Below are 24,160 nucleotides of genomic sequence, written 5' to 3' on the forward strand. Positions count from 1 at the left end.
ATTGACGTGAACGAAGCAATCTAACTTCATCGTACAGTTCAATTCAACCCCAGTTTTAAGCTGCACTAAGACATAGTACACCTTCAATTTCTCCTTTAGAAACTAGTGAGTTCTCTACATGGCTAAACTGCTTTACGTCGAATCGTCTCCCCGCAAGAGTCGTTCGAAATCAATTTCGGTCGCCAAAGTATTCTTGGATGAGTACAAAGCGTTGCACCCAAGTGACGAAATCATCACGATTGACCTTTGGCAAAAGACGTTGCCGGAACTAGATGGCTTTTCGATCAATGCAAGGTACCAAGTGATGCATGGCGACGATTTTACGATCGAGCAAGCCAATGCTTGGCAAGAAGTCGTGGACTTGTGCGACGAGTTCAAAGCGGCAGACAAGTATGTTTTCAGCTTACCGATGTGGAACTTTGGAATTCCCTACAAGCTCAAGCACTACATCGATTTGCTCGCTCAGCCTGGCGAAACCTTTACGGTCACGCCCGAAGGAAAATACGAGGGGCTGGTTACTGGCAAACCAGTTCTGGGTATTTATGCTCGCGGCGGCGCGTACGGATCCGATGGCAAGCACCAAGTCGATTTCCAGATTAGCTATCTGCAAACGTTGCTGGGCTTTATAGGCTTCCAAGACATCCACGCCATCGCGATTGAACCGACCATGGGCTCGGCCGATCAGGTAAGAGCCGTCGAAGCAGAAGCCTTTGACGAAGCGAAATCGCTGGCCGCGAAATTTTAAAGGTATTTGTCTGCACCGGCGATACGCAATTGTTGAGCAGCGGCCAGCCCCAATCGCTGGGCAGCCGCGAGATCTCGGTCGGACTTCACGGTTGCAGCCACGTCGGCTTGGATGAAAGTTTGACCATCTGCCGCCAACAATCGGCAACTCATTTTCAATACGCTTTGTTCTAAACTCGCGTAGACACCCATCGGAGCTAAGCAACCAGCTTGCAACTCACGCAACACTGTGCGTTCGGCGGTGACCGCTAACCAAGATGCATGATGGTTCAAACGATCCAGGACCGCCAGCGTTTGGTGATCGTCACTGCGGCATTCGATCCCCAAAGCGGCTTGTGCAACCGACGGCAGCAAACGGTCCAGCGCAAAGTATTCAGTGATATGCTGCTGCATTTCCAGACGATGCAAACCGGCAGCGGCCAGGAGGATCGCATCGTACTGACCAGCTTTCATTTTTTCGATCCGCGTTTCAACGTTGCCACGAATCGCAGAACAACGGATATCGGGACGTAATCGCAATAATTGGGCGACGCGTCGCGGAGAACCGGTTCCAATGGTCGCGCCCTGCGGCAATTCATCGAAACTGCGATAACGTTCGCAAAGCAAACAGTCCCGCGCGTCTTCACGCACTGTAGTCGCAGCGACGGTGAGCCCGTCCACGGGCGCGGTCGGCAGATCCTTGAGCGAATGGACAGCCACATCGCATTGGTTTTCTAGCAGCGCTCGCTGGATGGCTTTGGTGAAAACGCCTACGCCAGCCGATTGTGTCAGCGGCTGGGCACTGCGGGCCGAACGGTCCCCGTCGGTCGTAATCCAAATGAACTCGATATCGCAGCCCAACGCCCTAAGCTGGTCCGCGATAAAGTGTGCTTGCCATTTTGCGAGCGTACTCTCGCGTGATCCGATGCGTAGTTTCATTGGAAATTTCGGGGGTTAGGCCGGTGGCCAGGTAATTTGTAACAGCAGCTCTAAAGGAATTGATTTCGCAGTAATTGCCTTTAAAGTCGGCTCGCTGCGCGTTGCGGACGGCCGAGGACATTTTATTGGACCGGTCCCCACAGCCTTCTATTGCTCGCCCAGCCGTTGGGCGTTGTAGGTTTGGTAAGTCAAAAGTATACTCCGCAACTTACTTCGACTGTCTGATCGTAGTTTTTTGGGAGTATAACGCAACGTGGCTACAAGAATTGGAATTAATGGTTTCGGTCGTATTGGCCGAATGGTATTTCGCGCAGCAGTGCAAAACTTCGGTGGCGACATCGAGGTGGTTGGCATCAACGATTTGCTGGAGCCAGATTATTTGGCTTACATGCTGAAATACGATAGCGTTCATGGCCGATTCAAGGGCGAAGTCGGGGTCGACGGGAACACACTGGTAGTCAACGGTAAGAAAATTCGTTTGACCGCCGAACGTGATCCTGCCGCTTTGAAGTGGGGTGATGTCGGCGCTGACGTGGTCGTCGAATCGACCGGATTGTTTTTGACACTGGACACCTGCCAGAAGCATTTGGATGCCGGCGCAAAGAAGGTCGTTCAAAGCGCTCCCAGCAAAGACGACACGCCGATGTTCGTCTATGGAGTGAATCACAGCACCTACGCTGGTCAGGCCATCATCAGCAACGCATCTTGCACCACCAACTGTTTGGCACCGCTGGCCAAAGTGCTGCATGATAACTTTGGTATCAAGCGTGGTTTGATGACCACGGTTCACGCAGCGACTGCAACGCAGAAGACCGTGGACGGGCCCAGCAACAAGGACTGGCGCGGCGGTCGTGGTATCCTGGAAAACATTATTCCTAGCTCCACCGGTGCCGCCAAGGCGGTGGGTAAGGTGATTCCCGAGCTGAACAAGAAGCTTACTGGGATGGCTTTCCGAGTGCCAACTTCCGACGTTTCCGTCGTCGATCTAACGGTCGAACTGAACAAGGAAACCAGTTACGAAGACATCTGCGCTGCGATGAAGAAGGCCAGCGAAGGCGCGATGAAGGGCGTGATGGGCTATACCGAAGACAAAGTCGTTGCGACTGACTTCCGTGGCGAACCTTGCACCAGCGTTTTTGACGCAGAAGCAGGCATCATGCTGGACCCAACCTTCGCAAAACTAGTGGCTTGGTACGATAACGAATGGGGCTACTCCAACAAAGTTTTGGAAATGGTTCGCGTTATTGCCTAGTTGGGCAAAGCGGTTCTCATTGAGTTCAACGAAAAGCAGCCACTTGGTTTTCCATGATTCCAAGTGGCTGACTTTGTTTACGGCAGCACCGTTCATTTTTTGATACCGGACAGGCCGTCCGGTGTTTTCTGCGACGGCAGCCGCAGTACGATTCCAGTCCCCTTGTTTTTACTTTCCGATCCTTTCAAATTGATATTATGGCTGTAGGCACCCCCTTCCAAGAAGAGCTTGAGTGGTTCGACAATTCGTTTCCGGATCGAGCTTATCGAATCGAGATCAATTGCCCCGAGTTTACGTCGATGTGTCCAAAGACCGGTCAACCAGACTTTGGGACCTTGATATTCGATTACATCCCCGCCGCGAGATGTGTCGAGCTGAAATCGCTGAAACTGTACCTGCAGAAGTTCCGTAACGAAGGTATCTTCTACGAGAACGTCACCAATCGCATCGCGAATGATTTTATCGAAGTGATTAAGCCGCGATCGTTAAAACTTACCAGCGTTTGGGGACCCCGCGGCGGCATTTCCTCTACCATAACCGTTGAGCACCAGGAGTCCTAGATTATGACCATTCGTCCCAGTCTGATGTTGACCGGATTTTCCGACGAGACCGATCAGCAAAAGCGAGCTGAACAGCAGTTTTGTGCCTTCGCAGCTTTGGGGCTGCGCCATTTGACACTGCGGTTCATCGACGTGGGACATGGTATCAAGAACGTGATGCAGTTGACGACCGAAGAGGTTGATCACACCAAGAAATTGTTGAACGATTATGGACTGAAGGTATCTTCGATTGGTTCGCCGATTGGCAAGGTCAAGCTGCGCGATGTGGATGACGGGACAACCAACCGCTATGTGCCCTTCAAGCAGTACTTGGACGTCGATGTAAAGCGAGCTTGTGAGCTGGCTTGTGCATTTCAATCCAAGCTGGTTCGAGGATTCTCGTTCTACCATCCCAAGGGCGAATCGGCCGATGATTATATCTCGGAAGTAGTCGACCATTTGGGCGACATCGCTAGCGTTGTTGATTCGTTCGGATTGACTTATGGTCTGGAAGTCGAGGCCAATCTCGTGGGTCAGACCGGTAAGCTGCTGGGCAGATTATATGAAGCGGTCGATCATCCAGCGATTGTCTTGATTTTTGACGGCGCGAACCTAGTCTGCCAAGGCATGAAGCCGGACCAAGTTTACGAGGAGTATCTAGCGATGCGAGATGGTTTGGGCTGGATCCACATCAAGGACTATCGAACGCCTGCCGAGCGGACTGCGCATGTTGAGGAAGACAAGCTGAGAAATTTCGTGCCCGCGGATTGTGGCAACAGCGGTCATGAGGCGATCTTGCGAGATCTGGCCATGACCTTGCCGGACATTCAAAAGCGGATGCAAGCTCGTGGGGTGCAAGGCGTGTTTGCCGATTTGGAACCGCATGTAAAAGGCGGCGGCCAGTTTGGCGGTTTCAGCGGTCCCGATGGATTCGGCGTCGCGCTGCGAGCTTTCTGCCGAGTGCTTGATTATGTCGGTATCGACTACGATTTGCGGCAGTTCCGCGATATCGTGTAGCTCAAATTCGTCTCGCTCAAGCCAAAACTAGAGATTGGGCAGCGGAGGGCGAGCGGTAATCGGACGAATGGTTGGCACCACTGGGACTGGCATGGGAACCGTGGTCGACGTCATCTCAAATCCGAGTTCCGTGGCCAGTTCCCACTTCGCAAGCTCCGCCCATGGTGCGCCTGGATGATCGTACTGCACACGGTCCAATAGCTGCTTGGCCAGCTTTGCCCGATATTCCGCTTGCGGACCACCTCGCAATTGAGGCGAAGGCAGCAAACGGACCGAATTACGTCGAGCGGCTTCCAGTTCGGCTAAAAGCGCCGGAGCCATCATTTGTTCGCAGACTGCCGTATACTCATATAGCCGGACACTGTGAGCGAGCAACCTGCCCAAGTTTAGATCGTACCAAGCCCGCCAACGCAGCACCTTTTCGTCGCGATACGCTTCGGGATCGACATACTCAATCGACTTCATCGCGGCCAGTGGATTCGCATTCCACGCTTCGTAATCCGACTCTTCGAACTCATGGTTCTGCAGCAACACTTGCAATGCAACTTCAATCATAATCCGATCCTCGATCGCCTGTTTCACATGCAGCGGCACAACCTCTTTCAAATGCAACCGAAAAGATGTTGCCCCCATGTAGTAACCGCGCAATTGCCGAAACGGAAAGTATGGGGAAGCGGTCGAAGGGAACCAAACCTCTCGAGGCCAGTAGTCCGCCGCACTCGTAATCGCCGCAGACTCTATGACCGCTTTGCGCAATGGGTAACGATCGATATCGGTTGCAATCTCGTAAGCGCTTCGATAATCGGGAACGTAATTCTTAAGCCGATCGCCGAGCACTTCTGATTGGTCCCCAGCTCTTCGCAGAGCGACAAAAGTACCGCCCGTGGTCAGCGCTAGCCGCGTCAAACCATAAGGACCGGTAGGCGCCAAAAGGTACTGTCGATGCGGCCCCCCCGTTGCGGCATCTGGCGCTGGGACGACATTCTCTTTGCCCCAGTTGATCGATGCATTCTCGTGCCAGAACGGTAATCTCGCTCGCTCGGGAAAGACCGAATCAGGGCCGCGGTCGACAGGCAGTACCACATAACTGCTCCACGGCGCAGGCAACATCACCTTCTGCAAGCCTTTGCGAGTTCCAAGAACCGACAACGGCCCCACGATACTGACTTTCGCATCGCGCTGGTTGCACAGATAAATCACATTCTCCATCGCACCGAAATCATCGCCGGCTTCATCGGTCCAAACAACGATCTCAATACGCTGTTTGGCACGCCCCGACTGCTTTGGCGGTATGGCCTGCAACACCGACACGATCGCATTGCAGATATTCTCTTTACCCGATGGATCAGTCGGCATATTCAAGATCGATTGCATGACGTCGTCGGGTTTGGCAAGCCCCTGCCTTTGGTAAATTGGCGTTACGCCAGCTCCAAAACCCACCACCATCGTGTTCAGATATCGCCCATGTTTGCGTTGAGCGATCCCCTGGTAAAGCTCGCGCACTTGCGGAGCTAACTGCTGTCGATCCTCAAGCAAACTGATCGAAGCGTCCATCAACCAGACGATCCATAACTCACCATCCTCTTGGTAATTGCCAGCCGATGAATCGAGCCGATTGAGGATCTCACCGACAGCACCTTGCACATCGGTCGCTTCCTTGACACCTTGTTCGGCGGAGACCAACAGCTTATTGGTCATGCGTCGAGCGTTTTTGGATTGGTCTGGCAGGAAACGCGTGACAGAGGACTTCTTGTCGACCTTGCGATTCCTTTCGACCTTCGCCGAAGCGGTTTGCATTGGGCTTTCCAACACGTCCAGCGGACTTTGCACCGGCATACTGCTAGCGATCTCCAGCGGCACATCCAGCGAAACCTCAGCGTTCAAAATCAAGTCGACCGATGCCAATGCGGCTTCGAGTGAAGCGTCCTGGGTATCAGACAACTCCAATGGCTCTTGCGAACTCTGCACGCTGGCCAGTTCAAAGGAGACCTCATCACTCCTTTCGCCTTGCGAGACCGTAATGATTCGCGGAGCATCAAACCCAATTGGGAAGACCAACAATGCCAGTCCAAGGATTAAGGCCAAATGAACGCTCATGCTGACCAGCATGGGGACCGCAGATTCGAAGAACGACTTGCGAGTCAAGAATGAATCCGACGAGGCCAGGTCAGCAACCGATTCGGGCGACTGTTGTTGTTGATCAAGTGATTGGTCAGACTGGGCTGCACGGCCGAAGGGACGAAGACGCTGCCACAAGTTGCTGGCTTTGGACACGATGGAACCCTCTTTGCCTACTTCCTCTAGCGGCTCAGCGCGAGCTGCAAGTGGACTACTAGAACTACTGACCTGTCAACCCGCCTCGCTGCATTATGCGCTTACGGGCGAGCTTTGTCATCAGGCACGATTATTTTCGAATCGTGGACATGCCACCATCGATGCTCAGCACTTGACCAGTCATCCAGCCGCTGGCGGCCGAAAGCAGAAACTGGGCAGCAGCCGCCATATCGTCCACTGAACCGACGCGCTGCAGCGGGTACTTAGCTGCCATCGACTGCCGTTTGTCGTCGCTGGCCAGGAATCGCTCGGCCAGCGGCGTGTCGGTAAGTGCCGGTGCGATACAGTTCACACGGATGGTCGGCGATAGTTCAGCGGCCCAGGTCCGCACCAGCGCCTCGACGGCTCCTTTGGCGGCGGCGATGGAGCTGTGCATGGGCAGCCCCTGAGCGACCGCGATGGTGCTAAAGAATACGGCGCTTGCCTCGCTGCCTCGCTTGAGCGCCGCCAAGGCCGCTTGAAAACTTTGCAAGGCCCCGACAACATTCAATTCAAAATCGGCACGCATCGTTTCGGCGGTCACCGATCGGATCGGGCCCAAATTGATAGAGCCTGGGCAATAGACGAAACCGTCCAAAACTTCGGGCAGTTGAGCCGCCGAGAGTGCGGATTGGGTTACGTCCAGAGCGATCTGTTCGACGCCCAGTTGGTCAGCAAGTTGGCCTGCTGTACGAGAGACGACCACCGGTCTGGCTCCCGCCGCCAAACAACGCTGGACGATCCCGAACCCGATACCGTGACTGCCGCCGACGATCAAAATTGTTTTATTCTGCATTTCACCAAACCTTGGAAAATCGTAACACACCGGCAGTGTAGGCTTTGGGGCAAGCGACCGTCACAGATTACCTACTAGCCATTTGGCGGTAGAAGGCTAAAATCTGCAGCCTTACGCCGGTCGTTTGTGCATGGTTGGCGATCGAAATTTGGCTTCATAAATTTGGAATAATCGACGTGGCAGGCTATAAGACTAGCGATCTCAAAAAAGGTCTCAAGGTACAAATCGATGGCGAACCGTATCTGATTGTGGAGATGAACTTCGTCAAACCCGGCAAGGGCAATGCGCTGTACAAGTGCCGAATGAAAAACTTGATCCGTGGAACTGTTTTGGACCGCACTTACAAGGGTGGCGACGAGCTGGATGCAGCGGACGTCGAGGAAATTGAAACTCAGTATTTGTACAAGCAGGGCGAAACGTTCGTATTCATGGACAATGTGTCCTACGAGCAGTACGAATTGACAGCGGACCAAGTCGACGAGAACTGGAAATATTTGAAGGAAGGCATCCCTGTCGCGATGGTGTTGTTCAACGGGAATCCAATCACGTTGACGCCTCCTTCGCATATTGAACTGAAGGTCATCGAAACCGATCCGGGCACTAAAGGCGACACCGCGACCAACGTAACCAAACCCGCCAAGACCGAAACGGGTGGCGAATTCTCCGTGCCCGGGTTCATTAAAGAGGGCAATGTGATCAAGATCGACACACGAACCGGCGAATACGTGGAACGTACGAGCATAAGCTAACGCTGGCACCAGTGCTTCACGGCTCGCACGAGAAAATGACCAATGGATGACTCGCGAAAAGTCCCTGTGCGGCAAAATCTGCTGGATCAACTGGCCAACGCGAATCGTTTTACAGGCGTTCTGGTCGCGATTCAAATCATCGCGATTGGCATGGTCGCTTCCTTAATCGACTGGCAACGAGTCGTCGACGAACCGCTGCTGACTACCCTGGCCATCGCGGTGGTCGTCGGGCCAACCGTGATGGAAATGTTGCGCACGCTCGCTCAGAAGAAGAAAGAGATTGGCGACCTCAAGGAAGAAACTCGCTTCGGCGAATTCAATAAGCATAACTTACGCAGCTTGTACCTCGACACGCTGCAAAAACTCGGCTTGCCCGATCAACGCATCCCGGTCTACATCACCGCCGATAAAACGCTGAACGCGATGGCACGGCATTTTGGTTTTGGCAGCCTCTTACGCAGCCTCAACGGGATCTATCTGCATCGACAAGTCCTGCACATGCTGACACCGCAAGAGGTGCAGGACACGATGGGACATGAGCTTGGCCATTACTACGCCCACTACTACCGGCTAGATCGCTTTCGCTGGATCTCTATGATACTGGCCGTACTAGCAGGCATGGCAGTGACGCAGTGGCTGGGCATGAACAGCTTTATCATGATCGTGATTTTGTCGCTGTGCGCTGGTTCGGTTTACTTTCTATCCAGCCTTGCTTACGCTCGCCATGCACACGCCATCGAATACCTTTGTGACGATTTTGGTGCTCACACCAATGGTGTGGAAGTGGCCATCAATGCTTTGCTGAAATTGGGCGCAGCCACCGAATTGCACAACTCGATCTTTTTTGAGTCCTTGCTGGCCAAACGCAACGAGAACTTGACGCCTCTGCAAATCATGGAGTCGATCGAACGAGCGGTCCCTTACGGCCATGCTTCACAGGATGAGATCATGAAGTCGGTGCAGCGTGAACTTGGACGACAGAGAGAACAAGGGCCGAGCATCGGCGGCTTCTTCAACTATCTGTGGAATTCCGAGGGCGAAGCGGAAATGAAAGAACAACTTGAACGCACCGCTCAACAATACGAACGTTTAAAGGCAGTACCACGCTTGGATTGGGAATCGTTGCTGGATGACCCAACACAGATTAACTTTCGCGGTTATGCTCTTGAGCGATTGGTGGCTATGATCGAAGCGAACCCCGATACACTGCTGTTCCGTGATCAAATGCCCGAAGAAGGCGCTTCAACGCATCCTCCAACGAAGATGCGTATCTTGTATCTGTGGCACAATCGTCGCGAGATTGAAACAAGTCCCGCGATGCCATTGCGTTAATCTACTACGAGACCTTAGTCAGACGACGCATGATGGCTCCGTTGGGCAACGGCATCACTTTGAAGTCCGCCAATAAGTCGGTGCGCAGAATGTCTTCTGGGGAATCGGTCTCTTCGGCCGCTTCGTACTGGACAATGAAAGCGCCGATCTGCAAGTAGTTTTCGTCATAGATCGGAGGCCAGAACACTTCGGCTTGGTGAGCCAGGGTGCGAGCCAGGAGTCGAGTTGCACGACCGGAGAATCCACTGAAGAGCATCTCCAAACGGCCCAACGACTCACGATAAATGTAGAAAACCAAAGCCGCATCTTGACCACGCGTTCCGCCAGCGTACTTCCATTCGCCGTTGGAGTCTTCATAGTACAAGCCAGGCTGGTCCGCCTTCTGCGATTTGCTCAACTGCATCCCCGCACAGGAAGACGGCGGATGCGGATCGTTCTCACGGTAACGCAGGAAGAATGGCACGCTGCGATCTGTCGGCTTTTCGACGTGGTCTTGGCTGACAAAGGGTTCGCAACCAAAAGCGGAAGCGAACACGAGGTCGACGACCGGATTGCTTTTCACACTGCCCAAACAGACCAGCGATTTGTCACCGTCCACTTCGCCAAAGCTGTCAAAGACGTTGCGAGCACACTCATGAACAACTTCGTCAGCCATCGTCCCAGGACTCCAGACCAACGACTGCTTGAGATTCTCAAGGCTCGCAGGCAGGTCACGCATCCGCGTTTTCCCGTCGGACGAAATCGCTTTCGCTGTACCACCCAAGGTCGAAACTCCGTTGAGCACTTCCCCGGCCAGAACCATGTCGCTGGCGACAATCCAAGCGGTGTCAGCTTTATCGTCATCTGGTGGCTTGCGTACGCCAACGCAAATCTCGAGTCGTTTGCGGCGAGCCAACAGCTCCCAGAAATTCTCTGGCTTGACGGCGAAAAGCGCACCGGGCAAGTCCTCGGCGGACGCGTACCCGTGCTCGATCAAATAGTCACACAAACGAGAGAGCGCTTCAATCGGAATGTACTTTGCCTCGTTTTTCAGAAGCGCGGCAACTTGATGGCGGTCTAGACCAGTGTATTCCACGATTGCCTTGATCGTACCAGGTCGCTTGCGACGATCCGGGGTATGCCCAAGGAGCTCAGCTAGTCGAAAAGCATATCGCATAGTATTCAACTCTGACAAAGAAAAGTCGATTTGCCACTGCACTACCGCACAACGATTATGGGCAGGAACGAATCTGCATGGCCTTACCGTTCTCTTAAAGAGTATATCGCCAACGTTAAACGCCAAGTGGAAACTTTGGCTCTTTTGGAGTTTTATTTCACATTAATTGCCCAGGAGCCGGATATGCAAAAAGCAGTTCGGACGGCAAAGTGCCGGTTAAAGAGTAGTTCTGAGCCCAAATTTTCGACGCAAAGGAGACCTGAACTCCATTCAAATGAAATTTAGTACCCCTTGCAGGTGCTGCGGCTTTTTGTCCATTGAAGCGACCAATAACAGCAAATCTGATGAGAAATTCGTTTAGGTAGATTCATCCGCCGCTAGATTCGTTTATCCTTTGAGGTATGTATGGATGCGAGATTTACCAGACTGCAAAACGAACTCACGTACCACGGAATCATGGCCGCTTGCTTTAACGGTATTGCGGGTAAACGAAGACGATAAGTAGGCCAGCTACAAGTAAAGTGCCCCTCACCAGAACTTCGATCGCTGAAAGTTGCTGAAGGTCATTTAATCGAGCAAAAGTCGATCGACCGGGCTTACGACGCAGTTCCAGCCTACGTGTCGCCCGCGGCCGACTCTCACAAAGGGAGAATGAACCAAGAACCAAGAACTGGCGCAGCGCCTACTAGACCTCTCGAACCAACCGATGCGGCTCAGTGAGCTTGTCATAATATTCGGGTCGACGATCCGCAAAGCGATCAATAATGTGCTCGCCAGGTACTCGGACCAAGCGCTTCTGACGCGGCACTTCGGTATCCAACTCACCAACCACCACGCCTTCTACCAACCCTGCACATTCACTGATCGCTTCACCATCGACATTGCATAATCGACTCTCGCCAATAAAACGAAAACCGCGTTCCAATCCAACTCGATTGACACTCATAAAGTAAACGTGATTCTCAAGAGCGCGGGCGTTCGGCAAATACTTGGCAAACGTCTGCGCTCCCGGCGGCCAATTGGTAGGCAAGATCAATACGTCCGCGCCTTGCAACGCCAGCGTACGGGACGACTCCGGAAACGATGCGTCATAACAAATATGCACGCCGACCCGTAAACCTGCCAAATCATAAACGCCATACGGCTCAGGTCCCATCGCAACAAATCGATCCACCCCCAAATACGGCAAATGGATCTTGCGGTAACAACCCACCACACCTTCAGGTCCCACCACCGGGCAAACGTTATACAAAGTATCGCCCGCTACGACTTCGATCATCCCGAACGCTACATACTTCCCATGCTCGCGGCACCAATCTGCGATGCGGTCTGTCGCGGGGCCAGGAACCGACTCGGCGACCTCCAAAGCTTCCGCATGACTGCGAAAACAGTAACCGGTCAACATACATTCTGGAAAGACAATCAAATCCGCATCGGTGCAAGGCTTGCTATCCAACCACTGCAGCATGCGCTGCATATTAGCCGCCTTGTCGCCAAACGCGACATTGGTTTGAACTCCCGCAATAGTCTTTTTCATGTTGGTTCATCTTCGATGGAGACAATAGCATCCGCAGACAACAGCATCAGTGTCATTGTGATGCGTTCCTTTGGCAACCGGTACTGCCGCGAAATCGCATCGCGGTACATCCGCAATTGCTTGCCATGCCGTTGCTTTTTCGCTTCAATCCATGCCGCCATATTCGTCCCAGATTGAAATGGCTCAAAAAAGTCTGTCTTATAGTCGATGATTTCGGCCGCTACGGAATACGATTCGTCTTGAACCAAGACCAATCGATCGATGGTGCCACGCAATAACATCCCATCTACAAATTCTAACAACCGGCTTTCGTTGCGAATCACCAACTCCAAATTTCGTCCCGTTGCCGCTCGCAGTTTGTCCAGATGATATTGCTCGCGTGAGAGCACTTCGCGGACGCCCTCGTTCTGCAAATAGCTTTCGAACTTGGTAATCCACAAGTCGATATCGATCAGCGGCATTTGCTCTGGCGTCAATGCCTCAAGGGCTTGTTGTTTCGCTCGCTCCCGATCAAACGTGTAGTCGTCTATCCACTGGATATCTTCAAACCAACGATGCACGACGGTTCCCGCGACGGTACCAAACGTGGCCGCTGGGGTAAGGGCACGTTGCAAAGGGATCAGCCGCTGCTCCTCGTGCTGCGAAGGACGCAAGCCGGACAAATGCCGCAATTTTTTGGCCGACGGCTGGGCGTGAAAATCTGGATGCAAGTAAAGTGCAGCCGCATCGGACGAGCCCCCTTGCTCCCCATCCATTGGAAACAACGTTTCGGACCAAGTTGCCTGCGCTTCCTGCTGGACAAACCAGTTCGCATCGCCGTCCTTATACACAATTGCTTCCGCCACATTGCGTTCTTCCGGACTAAAAATCGATAACAGCACCGAATCCCATCGCTGAACCGGTTTCTCCGTCGGCGTGGCATAGACATAGAGCGCTTGGCGAGCCCGAGTGATCGCGACGTAAAAGTTGCACAGCGAGTCTTGCAAACGTGCCATCGCGTCAGCGTTGAACGCGTACTGCCAGTCCTTGTTCATGTATGGTTGCAGGTGGCTGCCGACGCGCCGCGTTACGCCATCGGGCATCGACGTAACATCTTTCACGTTTACCACAAAGGTCGATTGTCGACTTACAAAATTGCGAGCCAGTGCGGGTAAAAAGACGGCATCGAATTCCAGCCCTTTGGATTGATGGACCGTCATCACGCGAACTGCTGCGGGTTTGGACAGCGAGACTTTTTGCGTCTGTATGAACTCGATAAAATCCCGCAGTCTTCCGGTGGCTAATTGTTCGAACCGATACGCCAGTTGAATCAACTGTTCTAACCGCAATTGATCACGATCGTTGCACACCGTTGCGAGTCGCGTCGATAGATTGGCGATCGTTTGCGCGTAACCATCGCTGCTGATCTGCTGGCGAATCCAGTTCGACAGCGATTGCGGCGAGTGTTCATCAGGGAACAGGTCTAACAACTCGCGAGGCGATGCAGAAGTCACATGAAAGTATGCGACGCCATCGCCAGGATGGTCGGCCACAGCGATCAAACTGAGCAACAGGTCGACAGGAGCGGAATCGGTCAACGGATTGCCCCCCTCCTGGCTAGCATCAATCCCTTGCTCGCGCAACAAGTTGATCATATGTGTCACCTCGCTGTTGGTACGCACCAAGACCGCGATCGATTTTTTGGGTGCTTGTTGGTTCAGCACTACGATGTCTTGCACACAGCGGTCGAACAGCGACACATCTTCCAGTTCTTCGGCCTCCGAATCGATCTCCGATTCGTTCTCTTTGCTCTTCTTCGGCTTGGGCCGCCCGTTATAAATTTGTACGTAACCCGGCAATGACGATCGCTCGGTCGCGTGCGCATCAAAGCCCGCTTTCCAAAAAGCGATGGTCTCCTCGCCTTGGCCGTACTTCTCATGCGCATCCAAACGCTGGAATGTATCGTTGACGAATTGGATCACTACCGGGGAACTGCGAAAACTTTTCGATAGCGGTTCGCCTGTAATGCCTTTAAGCTGTTTGGCGATGACTTCGAACAGTTCCGCGACGCCGCCTCGCCAACCGTAAATCGCTTGCTTGACGTCCCCCACGCAAAAGATCGATGATTTCTGCGACTGCATGCCATGGGAGTGGTACACATCCAACGCAAATGGCTCAAGGATCTTCCACTGCGCGGGCGAAGTGTCTTGAAACTCGTCAAGCAACAAATGCTTGATGCGGGAATCTAACCTTTGATGGATCGGCAGCAAGTTCGCGCTGTTCGCTTCGAGGTCGATTTCTCGCTCACGTTTTGCAATCGATTCCAGCCGATTTTGCATCCATGCCGACAGCTTCATAGAAACATCGGCAAAGGTCAGGATGCGTTCACGACGTTTGACCATTTCTAACTGCGTGTGATAATTCGCTAGCAGTTCATACGCGGAAGAATTCTGTTGTTCCAAGATGTTGAACTCTTGCATCAACGTTGAAGCAGCCAGTGTCATGATGGCTTCGCACACATCAGGCTCGACCGGCTTGCGTTGATAAGTCAGCGACCCCGATTGAGCACCGGTCGCTAAGCTCGACTTAAGCCAGGACGCATCGCCGACGAAATACAAGTCGATCAGTTTATCGCGAGCGGCCGCATAGCGTTTATCAGCGCACTTGGAATTGCGGATTGCTTCGATCGCCTCTGTGACGGCTGATTCGCTGGGCGCTGCCGTGAAAAACTTCTGCATCCAAGCGTCGCGCAACGTGGAAAGGTAGATCGGATAGCCCGCTTCCACCGTGGTCGCAATCTCGCGCCACACGCCACGCACCGCTTCACCTTTGCATAACTGCGAAATCAGTGAATACAATTGGTCCTGGTCAATGCTGTGAAACATCCGAGCAATCGCTTGAGCTTGCAACGCTCGTTCTTCATAGGGATCGGCCAATCGCCAACCGGGGGGCAGATTCAGTTCCAACGAAAAGTTCCGCGCCAACTCGTTGTAGAACGAATCTAACGTGCTAATTCGCAATCGATGTAAGTCGGAACACAAACGCGTCAAATGGTGCTTGCAACCTTGCAAGGTGATCACACGCGGTTCGACCATTTCCGTCAATTTTTCGAACTCTTTTTGGTCCAGCAGCGCCAGGGCGATCTGCAGCAACACGCGCTCGAGAATTTCACCGGCTGCCTTACGAGTGAAAGTCGTCGCCAGAATGGAATCGACCGATTCACCGGCAAACAACAACTGGATGACGCGTTTGGCAAGCTGGTAAGTCTTGCCGCTGCCGGCCGATGCGCGAATCAATTTTGAAGAGTACCAACTGTCGGGGATTCGACCGGTGGTATTATCCAACAGTAAACCAATTCGCTCAGGCTTTGACGTTTTGAGCTGGGTTGACTTAGGCAACTTGGCGACCACGCGTCGCGGCGCTGGGGCCAACCGAAACTGGTTGTTCGCCTTTCGATCTGGCGGCGGACTCCAGCGTCTGGCGGCATTCTGTTGCGTGATCGATTGCAGCTCATCGGTCGCATAGATATCATCGTAGCGAGGCGGCCAAAAGATCCCTTTGCGAATGGAGCTGACGACTTCCGCAATCTTCGCATCAGCTTCCGTCAACATTTCATCAGTAAAATCGGCCACTTCAAACGCAACTTGATCAACCGCTTTAGGCAAATTGATATAGCCCACGCTCACCAACCGCTCGATCTTCAAGCCGCGCAGCAATCGCCGGTACAGAGGCAACTGCAACTGTTTCCATTGGTCATCTTGGAAGTGAGCTTTCAATGGCTTTTTGGGATTATCCGACGTTTTATAGTCCCACACTGCATACGTATCAGTGGCCGGATGATAATCGATGCGGTCGATGCGTCCGTGGAAAGTAACGGTGTCCCCATCCACTTGCATCGTGACTCGGTGCTCGCGAGTCACATCGATCTCGGTGGCCCAAATCTGCCAGCCCTCGCGATTACGATCCGCTTGCAGTTCCGCAAATTTCGCCAGTCGTAGCCGAGCTTGTTCTATTTGCACGCGGACAGCAGGAGACGGCAGCTTGCCAAACTTCCGGTCGGCATCTTCCTTCAGTTTGACAAACAACCATTTGCGAATTGGTTCTGCATCAACACTGTTTTGAACCGGAGAATCCTTCAGCGTCGCGACACAATCGTGGATCAAGTCACCGAACTTGTTCGCTTCCAATTCCAGTACATTGTCGTCGACTTGCCGGACACGACAAATCTTCTTCAGATAGAAACGATACGGACAATACAAGTAATCAGCGAAATCGGTGGCCGCAAATGAGGTCAGCGTTTTACCCAACGTGGTATCAGGCAGCGGAATCGGCACATGGGTTTGACCGATAATCGGTCGCCAATTCTTTGCCAAAGGATAGCTGGCCGCTGGCGGCTCGGGTTTCAAGATCGATACAATGCGCGACGCGAGGTCATCGGGTTGCACCGCCAACAGTAAACGACTGGGCGTTTGCGGTGAGCCTTCTGCGTTATAGTGGTTAGTAAAGATTCGCAGATGCTCGCGCGAATGCAGCATCACTTGTAACGCATAACAATCGCGAGCATATCGACGGTCATTGTCCAGCAGGCCCAACCGAGTGCGGACCGCATTGGGCAAAAAAGGATCTCCATTGACCGACTCAGGTACGCGGCCATCATGCACCCCCGTCAACAGCAACACAGGCGTGTCGTCCAAAGTTAGCTCCAACCAGCCCAACAACTCAATGGACTGCGGGTCGTTCAGCGGCGAAAGCCGCTCGTTCTCTAGTTCGCGTTGGACCCATACCATCGCTTCGCTTAGCGTCACGACCATCGGAATATCAAGCGGTAGGTCTTCGATCTGCGCCAGCACGTTTGCCATCATGGAGACCGCTTGGTATTCGATGACATCACGCGAGAGTTCGAGATCGACTTCTCCATCGCCGATCAGATCGGTAAGCACTTGGCGAATCGCTTTGGCCCAATGCTGCAACTGAGCACGTTCAAGCTTCAATGGCTGCAACCACTTGTCGACGACAGCGAGCACGGCTTGAAAAACGCCTGCTTGTTCGATATTCGGGATGTCGGCACTGCGAACTGAATTGATCAGAGTTTCCTGATAATACTTGTCCAGCAACGCGATGTAGTGACTGGGAATGGCAGGATCGCGGCAGATTAGCTTTTCGACGCTGGGCTGTCGCACTAGGGTTGCAAAATCTTCGTAGCGTCCGGTCGCGACAAAGTCGCAAGCCATCCGGATCAGTCGCAGCGGAGCGGATTGCGTTACTGGCATGCCGGCTGCCAGACGCGTGGCAACGTCGCTGCGCTGCAACCGCTCGACCAACGGCGGTAGCACTTCGGGTTCGGGCACGCCGATAGTGATTTCTTGTGCGTTGTATGCCGTTGAAAACTGGCCAACGCAAGCCGCGACACTCTCGGCGACTTCTTCGGTCGTAGAACGAGTGACCAAGACTCCGTTAGGAATCTTGACGCAAACATCCTGCCAGAATTTGCTGTTCAAAGCACCATAGTTATCGAAGCCTTCCTGCCAAGCTTCTGGAGCACCGATTAAAACCGTAACTCGCTTGCCGATCGCGTCAATAAAGTAACGTTGGGCTCGATTGAGTTCAACGGTGCCCAGCATGATGACCTCTTGTTCCGCTGGCAGAGCAGCTTCCTCTTTCTGCAATGCGAAACGTCGAGCCGTTTGAATGTCCCACAGGCCATGCCCGGTCAAGCGATCGAGGTAGCGATTCTGAAGTTTGGACAGCACGCGCCATCGAGCTTCATCCAGATCGTCAGCCAGCAATTCGATCACATCGGAAAACATCGTCAAATCAGAGCTCAGCTCGCGATGCAGCCCAGCGAGCATACCTGCCAACTCCATCCAAGGTTGAACTTGCTCCGGTGCAGGTGGTTGTACCAGCAGCGGACTGAGTTCCTCGGCGCTCAGGCTGCGCAGAGCGTCAATCCAAGCGACCGTTTGTTGCAATTCGCCTGCGAAGGGAAATTTCGCTTTGTACAAACGCTCGGGCAGATCGCCGAAGGTGATGACCTGAGGAGGTCGCAGCAACAGCTTGCGTTCCTCTGCTGTGATCGCCATCAGTTGTTGCAGTCGCCGCGCCGCCAGCGAACTGGGCAGGACCACATAGACGTGATCCATATTCCAACACTCGCCTTGGACATAGCGACCCAAGAATTGGCCAAGGGCTGAATGCAGCAGCGGCCTTTCCCAACCCATAAAGACGCGCGTGACATTGGCCCCGGCGCTTCGATGTTCGCGACGAAACGAATGTTCGGAACGCAGCTTATCCTGAGTTGGTTTACGCGTGACAAGCGGATTGGTTGGCGGAACTGCTTTGGCCACGATGGACTCCTTTCGTTGATGCGAGACAATTATCCTAGGCGGGATTCACTCTAACATTTCGCCACGCAAAGGCAACTCAGCAGATTTTTTGACAAGTTTTTCACCCTCGCCCAGCGTGGTTTCCAGGCGTGATTGCGAAATGAGGCCTTCGCGTTATAGTTGGACGTCACTCGTTTCCCCGTTAGCCGCAGGCTTACGCGAGCCAGCCTACTTTTTCTCGACATCAAACAAGCATGCCTCAACCAAAATCAGTGATTTGCGTTACGTTCAAAATCAAGCCCGATCACTTTGATGAATTCTTGGCCGCAGTGAAATTGCAGGCGAAGAATTCCGTTGAGAAGGAAGCTTGGTGTCATCAGTTCGATGTCTGCACATCGCCCGGCCGGCCCAATGAAGTATTGCTGTATGAAACCTATGACGATGAAGCAGCGACCGTGAAGCATCGCGAGACGCCACACTTTGCCCAATTCAACGCCAAGATTACTGATTGGGTTGAGAGCAAAGATGTCCATATCTGGAACATCGAAGCGAAATAAAGTGGATGCAATCCGTTTCCGCTCGGGCTTGTCCCGGCGGGACGTCAAGTGAGTGGCTACATTTTCGGCAATGTGCCAGCCTATTTAGCTCTCCGCTCGGGCTTGTCCCGGCGGAAGCGACGACTCGCAATTTTTCCAGCCCTACGAAAATGGACCCGATCTACACTGCCGTTAATACAACCTCGGCCTATCAACTCAACTGGTCCATCGCGTTGTTTGGAAAGTCTGCATTGCCAACTCCCGCTCTCTGGATCGACGAACTCAAGACGGTAACAGAGCGAGACAGAGTTCGAGTTCTAACGTGTGAACTTCGCGCTGACAATGTTCTTCACTTTCTGGTAAGTTCCCGCCCAGATTCATCACCGTCAGATGTTCTCCAGAGGCTGAAAGGCAGGCTACAGTACTTGCTTCGAAATCAAATCCCAAAGGCGTTCCGGCGTAACTATCACATTCAGAGTTTAGGAGAGGTGAACGCTATTGTCTTAGACCGATATGTAGATAGTCAGGCGAGAAAACATACGATGGCCGACAAAGACCTGCAAGACGACATAGAGGCTATTCAATTTCATGATACGGGGGTGGACCTCGCGCGACCATTGATAGGGACGTATGGGCAGTATTTGAATTCACTTCAAATTGTCGTTGAGAATATGGACGGCTGGAACGAGACGAGATTGACGCGACTTCGGCGCGTGCGTGACATGATTGTCGGTACCGCAAGAAAGAAGCGTTCGGCTTTATCAAGAATCGGATTGTTATGTAATCACATACATATACTTTTAGGTGCGAGTGTTTCGGAGTCTCCGCAATCGATCGCGCTTTCGTTAATGAACAACATTGCGTATGTCTACGGAAGGACGCCGATTTTGAAATCGAGTTATTATGTCGGGACCTTTGGTGGCTATGATCGAGGCGTCATCCGTATGCATCAACATTGAGACGTTGGCTCCGCCGGGGCAAGCCCGTAGCGGAGGCCGAAAGAAAACCACAGAAAAAGTTTTTGAGAGTCGCTGTAGCCACTCACTTGTATGCTCCGCCGGGGCAAGCCCGACGGAAGCAAGCGACCACTAGGAATTGTAAAGGCGAATGTCGAATTGCTTAGGTCGCCCACATCAACCACTCTACAAGAATTTGCTTGGGATCAGATCATCCCATAAGCGTTTGGCCTTGAGCAATCTTTCGACCAGTTCACGGATCGCTCCGTGACCGCCGGGGGTTTGCAGCGTCCACTTCGCAACCGCTTTAACTTCCGGTGCAGCATCGGCAACGGTAACGGCCAATCCAACTTGATACATCACGGGAATATCGGGCAAATCATCGCCGATGTAACATACATTCGCAGGGTCAATGTTCTCGGCGCGGAAGATATCCATGGCCGCCGGTAGCTTGTCAGCGAACCCTTGTCGCAGCGTGCTGACCCCAAGCTCCGCAGCGCGGATTTTCACGATGTTCGAATTTCTCGCAGTCAAAATCCCAAACTGCAAGCCTGCTTGCATCCACAACTTAATCCCTTGTCCATCACGTACATGGAACGACTTGAGCTCCACGCCGCTGTTGTCATAAGTGATTAAGCCATTGGTCATCACTCCATCAACATCCGATAGAATCATTTGAATGGGACGAGCTAATTCGGTATCGCGAGCAGCCATGAAGCGTGTCAATCAAGAAGTAGTTATCAGCGAGCGGTCGATTAAGTAAACAAGCGAATGGAAACGGGCATGTATTCGGCCGCAGTCTTGCGAACCAAGCCTTGCAAGTCCAATTCCTTCGATGCACCTTTGCCGCGGGAAGCTACCAGTTCAACGACATCAGTGATATCAATCAAGCCCAAAGGCCGCGATTGAGCATCCACGACCGGAAGTTCGCTGATCTTTCGTTGCGCGAGAATCTCGATTGCGTCTTGCATCTTCGCTCCACTACTGATCGCAGTAAAGCGAGTCGTCATAACGTGAGCGACGGGTTGATCGAGTTTGTCTTCATCGCGACGCTCTAGCAAACGAGCGAGATCGCTGTCGGTAAAGATCCCTTTCAATATGCCCGCTTCGTCGACGAGCATGACCGCGCCACTGCGACGTCCTGCGGTCACTTGACGAGTAAATATTTCGCGGACCGAAACGTTGGCAAGTGCCACGCGGCATTGTTCCAAAGGTCGCATCGCTTGGTCAACTTGCAGCAGTCGCAAGCCGAGCGCTCCGCCGGGATGAAAGCGAGCGAAGTCTTCTTCCGTAAAACCTCGGTTCTCACTGACGACCAACGCGAGCGCATCTCCGTAAGCTAACATCGCGGTGGTCGTGGAAGTTGGTGCAAGATTCAAGTTGCATGCTTCGCCGCCGTGCTCGATTTGCAAAACGTGATCGGCCGCTTTGGCCAATGTACTACTTGGATTACCGGTCATGGCAATCAGGCCAGCAGCTTGTCGGCGAATGATGGGCAAGATCCGAACCAGTTCATCAGTTTCTCCGCTGTTGGAAAGCGCCAGTACCAAGTCCTGGGCTCCGAATCGACCAAGGTCGCCATGGATCGCTTCGGCTGGATGAATAAAGTGCGACGGCGTTCCAGTGGAAGCAAACGTGGCAACCAGTTTTTTGCCGATCAAGCCCGCTTTGCCCATGCCGGTGACCAACAGCGAGCCCTTCATATTCAAGATTGCGTCAACGGCGCTACAGAACTCGGGGCCAACGTTGGCAGCCGTTTTTTGCAGCGCCGTGGCCTCGGACTCCATGATTTCGATCGCTCGTCGAACTTGTTTCTGTTTCACGAACGATAAACTTGAGTATTTCATGTTGAGCTTTGCGAATGCCATAACGTCCTCAGCGGTCCCTGCCGAATGCTTTTCTTTGCACCTTAGCTAGTTGGCGGAGCAATCGCAACACGAATCTGCGTGTTTTGCTAGCAACCGTGCCATCGTCGGCGGTTCGTAGTCTACGTAGTCCGGAACAAGGTCGCGGCTACATTGCCGGAACTGCGTAAAGCCCGTCTGTTAAACGATCTATGAGTCCTTGACGTCAAACTACCTCGGCGACCGATGTTCCGGCGCGAAACGCGGGCTTTCCTTGTTACCGGCCTACGACAAAGCAATAGCCACCGTGCACGAAGTGTGCCTAGTTGACTTCATTGCCAAACAGCTATAGTTTTAAGGCAGATTCGAAACGGCGAATGCTGTTTCGACACGTTAGGGGTGTGGTGTAATTGGTAGCACGACAGATTCTGACTCTGTTAGTTGGGGTTCGAGTCCCTACACCCCTACCTTTTTCTTTCCCTCTCTGGACCACTAAGCGTTTGGGCAGGTTGATTTCGCTTGCGATTGACGCGATAATCACCCGCTGAATACTAGAACGATCAAAGTCCCGACGCGACCAACAAGCGTTTTCTCTTTCACCTGGATGAGTGGATGACCCAACAACAACAAATAGACCAACTGAAGAATTTGATCATCATGGCGGCCATCGATGGCAAATTCTCCGAAGGCGAGCTGCTGCTGTTGGCCGATCGCTGCCATGAGCTTGGCTTGAAAACGTCCGACCTGCGACGAGCGTTCGAGGAGGTCACGTCCACAGAAGCGGCGTTGATCATACCACCTGAACATGCTGAACGGATGACGCTGCTACGCTACTTGATGCGGATGATGGCTGCAGACGGAGTTCTAACCGACAAGGAAAAGCAGCTATTTGCATTGGCGTGCGCTCGGATGGGAATCGACCGCGTCGAGATCGATGAGCTGATCGACCAATTGCTGGCCGAACAAAAGAGCGAGCTTGATCCGCGTGAGTTAGCGTAGGTATCGAGCGGATTTGGGCGGCTTGGTTCAAGGTTTGCTCTGAAGGTCGCCCAACGTAATCCCCACACACACTTGAAAGTTCGCGTAGATGACCAACGGAGTCGATTGCTTCGGAATGACTGATGTTGGAATGGTCCGCCAGGACAACCAAGACAGCTTCTTCATCGCGCAAATGGGTGTAACCATGCGGTTTGTGCAAGCGGGGCAAGGCGTCGCACTGCAGCCAGAAATAGCCAGGTGCGAACATGGTCTGCTGCTGGCGGTGGCCGATGGTATGGGTGGCCATGCGGCGGGCGGGCGAGCCAGTCAACTAGCGTTGACCACCGTTTGCAATTTCTTAGTCCGCGAATTGCGGTTCGATCAAACGTGCGAAGCCCGAGATGCACAAATTTGTGAAACGTTGAAGCGTTCGGTTTCAGTCGCTCATCAAGCGCTGATGGATGACGTGGCAGCCGAGCCAACGCGGGCTGCTATGGGTACCACCCTAACGATGGCGTTGGTGCTATGGCCAAAAGCGTTTGTGGTACACATCGGCGATTCCCGATGCTACCTTTTTCGAGACCACACTCTGTCGCAGATGACGCGGGACCATACGGTCGGTCAGTTGCGTGCGGATTTGTCGGCAGGCAGCGCGTCAGCCGAACAAGTAGCACGCTTTGAAAGCGTCAATTGGGACGACGTTCGGTCGAACGAAGCGCTATGGAATGTGATAGCGGCCAATGCCGAAGCGGTTACGCCGGAGCTGGTGCAGTTTGATTTGCGCTACCAAGACACATTGCTGTTATGTTCGGACGGATTACTACGCCATCTGGCTCAGCGGCAGATCGGCATGCATTTGGAGGAGGCGAAATCGGCCGAAGACGTTTGTCGTCTGTTGATCGAAGAGACCAATCGCAAAGGCGGTGTTGACAATGTGACGACCGTCGTGGTCCGGTTCCCATCTGCCCCTCTGGGCTTGCGTGACTTGTGCGAAGAGGACGAATACGAACGTTCGAAGGAAACCGATACGCTTGATTTTCTACAAGGCCAAGTGATAGGCAAAGACGACCTCGAGAACGATGCGAGGTCGACGGTCGACTTTATTATGAACGACCAAACGAAAGCCGACTAAGCATCCCGTCATCTTGTCAGGTCTAGTCAGTTTTTCTTGAGGAGCCTGCAGATTCCCGC

At 53.0% G+C, this 24,160-nt stretch carries 18 protein-coding genes, 1 tRNA gene and 1 pseudogene; 12 read left to right on the top strand and 8 right to left on the bottom strand.

The window, feature by feature from the left end; genetic code table 11:
* Positions 1–118: 118 nt before the first annotated feature.
* Complete coding sequence (locus tag SH302x_RS20180; protein ID WP_479364414.1) at positions 119–745, top strand: FMN-dependent NADH-azoreductase; 627 nt, start codon at positions 119–121, stop codon at positions 743–745.
* On the opposite strand, the gene hemC is transcribed toward SH302x_RS20180, so the two are convergent.
* Positions 742–1,662: a hydroxymethylbilane synthase gene (gene hemC, locus SH302x_RS20185; RefSeq protein ID WP_479364415.1), complete on the bottom strand. Its 921-nt coding sequence runs from the start codon at positions 1,660–1,662 to the stop codon at positions 742–744. The two genes, SH302x_RS20180 and hemC, sit on opposite strands and share 4 nt — an antisense overlap.
* Positions 1,663–1,915: 253 nt before the next feature.
* Here hemC and gap point away from each other — a divergent pair, with 253 nt between their 5' ends.
* The 3 genes from gap to SH302x_RS20200 all read left to right on the top strand — a co-directional run bounded on the left by gap (position 1,916) and on the right by SH302x_RS20200 (position 4,470).
* Complete coding sequence (gap, locus tag SH302x_RS20190) at positions 1,916–2,914, top strand: type I glyceraldehyde-3-phosphate dehydrogenase (RefSeq protein ID WP_479364417.1); 999 nt, start codon at positions 1,916–1,918, stop codon at positions 2,912–2,914.
* 197 nt (positions 2,915–3,111) lie between these two features.
* Positions 3,112–3,474, top strand: coding sequence for a preQ(1) synthase (gene queF, locus SH302x_RS20195; protein ID WP_479364419.1), 363 nt, complete (start codon positions 3,112–3,114; stop codon positions 3,472–3,474).
* 3 nt (positions 3,475–3,477) lie between these two features.
* On the top strand, positions 3,478–4,470 hold the full coding sequence (locus SH302x_RS20200) for a sugar phosphate isomerase/epimerase family protein (protein WP_479364420.1): 993 nt from the start codon (positions 3,478–3,480) through the stop codon (positions 4,468–4,470).
* A 27-nt stretch (positions 4,471–4,497) separates the two neighbouring features.
* On the opposite strand, the gene SH302x_RS20205 is transcribed toward SH302x_RS20200, so the two are convergent.
* The gene (locus SH302x_RS20205; RefSeq protein ID WP_479364422.1) at positions 4,498–6,744 is read right to left on the bottom strand and encodes a hypothetical protein; all 2,247 of its coding nucleotides are present in this window, start codon (positions 6,742–6,744) and stop codon (positions 4,498–4,500) included.
* 130 nt (positions 6,745–6,874) lie between these two features.
* Positions 6,875–7,579 (bottom strand): SDR family NAD(P)-dependent oxidoreductase, encoded by a 705-nt coding sequence (locus SH302x_RS20210; RefSeq protein ID WP_479364424.1) that lies wholly within the window; start codon positions 7,577–7,579, stop codon positions 6,875–6,877.
* 176 nt (positions 7,580–7,755) lie between these two features.
* On the opposite strand from SH302x_RS20210, the gene efp reads away from it, so the two are divergent.
* Positions 7,756–8,328 (top strand): elongation factor P, encoded by a 573-nt coding sequence (efp, locus tag SH302x_RS20215; RefSeq protein ID WP_479364425.1) that lies wholly within the window; start codon positions 7,756–7,758, stop codon positions 8,326–8,328.
* 42 nt (positions 8,329–8,370) lie between these two features.
* Positions 8,371–9,660 (top strand): M48 family metallopeptidase, encoded by a 1,290-nt coding sequence (locus tag SH302x_RS20220; RefSeq protein WP_479364427.1) that lies wholly within the window; start codon positions 8,371–8,373, stop codon positions 9,658–9,660.
* A gap of 4 nt (positions 9,661–9,664) precedes the next feature.
* On the opposite strand, the gene SH302x_RS20225 is transcribed toward SH302x_RS20220, so the two are convergent.
* From SH302x_RS20225 to SH302x_RS20235, 3 genes are all read right to left on the bottom strand, one after another.
* On the bottom strand, positions 9,665–10,816 hold the full coding sequence (locus SH302x_RS20225) for a helix-turn-helix domain-containing protein (RefSeq protein ID WP_479364429.1): 1,152 nt from the start codon (positions 10,814–10,816) through the stop codon (positions 9,665–9,667).
* A gap of 685 nt (positions 10,817–11,501) precedes the next feature.
* Entirely contained in the window at positions 11,502–12,353 is an 852-nt protein-coding gene (locus SH302x_RS20230; RefSeq protein ID WP_479364431.1) for a carbon-nitrogen hydrolase family protein, read from the bottom strand.
* Positions 12,350–18,676 (bottom strand): UvrD-helicase domain-containing protein, encoded by a 6,327-nt coding sequence (locus SH302x_RS20235; protein ID WP_479364432.1) that lies wholly within the window; start codon positions 18,674–18,676, stop codon positions 12,350–12,352. The genes SH302x_RS20230 and SH302x_RS20235 overlap by 4 nt, the downstream gene beginning before the upstream one ends.
* Positions 18,677–18,909: 233 nt before the next feature.
* Here SH302x_RS20235 and SH302x_RS20240 point away from each other — a divergent pair, with 233 nt between their 5' ends.
* The 3 genes and pseudogenes from SH302x_RS20240 to SH302x_RS20250 all read left to right on the top strand — a co-directional run bounded on the left by SH302x_RS20240 (position 18,910) and on the right by SH302x_RS20250 (position 20,150).
* On the top strand, positions 18,910–19,212 hold the full coding sequence (locus SH302x_RS20240; protein WP_479364433.1) for a putative quinol monooxygenase: 303 nt from the start codon (positions 18,910–18,912) through the stop codon (positions 19,210–19,212).
* 149 nt (positions 19,213–19,361) lie between these two features.
* Positions 19,362–19,706: pseudogene (locus tag SH302x_RS20245) on the top strand (transposase); the annotation flags it as partial.
* Positions 19,707–19,733: 27 nt separating this feature from the next.
* On the top strand, positions 19,734–20,150 hold the full coding sequence (locus SH302x_RS20250; RefSeq protein WP_479369326.1) for a hypothetical protein: 417 nt from the start codon (positions 19,734–19,736) through the stop codon (positions 20,148–20,150).
* A 183-nt stretch (positions 20,151–20,333) separates the two neighbouring features.
* Here the strand turns inward: SH302x_RS20250 and SH302x_RS20255 are convergent, their stop codons facing one another.
* Together SH302x_RS20255 and SH302x_RS20260 are read right to left on the bottom strand one after the other, a co-directional pair.
* The gene (locus tag SH302x_RS20255) at positions 20,334–20,861 is read right to left on the bottom strand and encodes a KdsC family phosphatase (protein ID WP_479364435.1); all 528 of its coding nucleotides are present in this window, start codon (positions 20,859–20,861) and stop codon (positions 20,334–20,336) included.
* Positions 20,862–20,902: 41 nt separating this feature from the next.
* The gene (locus SH302x_RS20260; protein WP_479364437.1) at positions 20,903–21,970 is read right to left on the bottom strand and encodes a KpsF/GutQ family sugar-phosphate isomerase; all 1,068 of its coding nucleotides are present in this window, start codon (positions 21,968–21,970) and stop codon (positions 20,903–20,905) included.
* Positions 21,971–22,386: 416 nt separating this feature from the next.
* Here SH302x_RS20260 and SH302x_RS20265 point away from each other — a divergent pair.
* From SH302x_RS20265 to SH302x_RS20275, 3 genes are all read left to right on the top strand, one after another.
* Positions 22,387–22,458 (top strand) — tRNA-Gln (locus SH302x_RS20265).
* A gap of 145 nt (positions 22,459–22,603) precedes the next feature.
* Positions 22,604–22,990 carry a tellurite resistance TerB family protein gene (locus tag SH302x_RS20270; RefSeq protein ID WP_479364438.1) on the top strand — a complete coding sequence of 129 codons (387 nt, stop codon included), beginning with the start codon at positions 22,604–22,606 and terminating at the stop codon, positions 22,988–22,990.
* Between the two features lie 88 nt (positions 22,991–23,078).
* Complete coding sequence (locus SH302x_RS20275; protein ID WP_479364439.1) at positions 23,079–24,101, top strand: PP2C family protein-serine/threonine phosphatase; 1,023 nt, start codon at positions 23,079–23,081, stop codon at positions 24,099–24,101.
* Positions 24,102–24,160 lie beyond the last annotated feature (59 nt).

Source organism: Njordella calcicola (assembly GCF_056494125.1).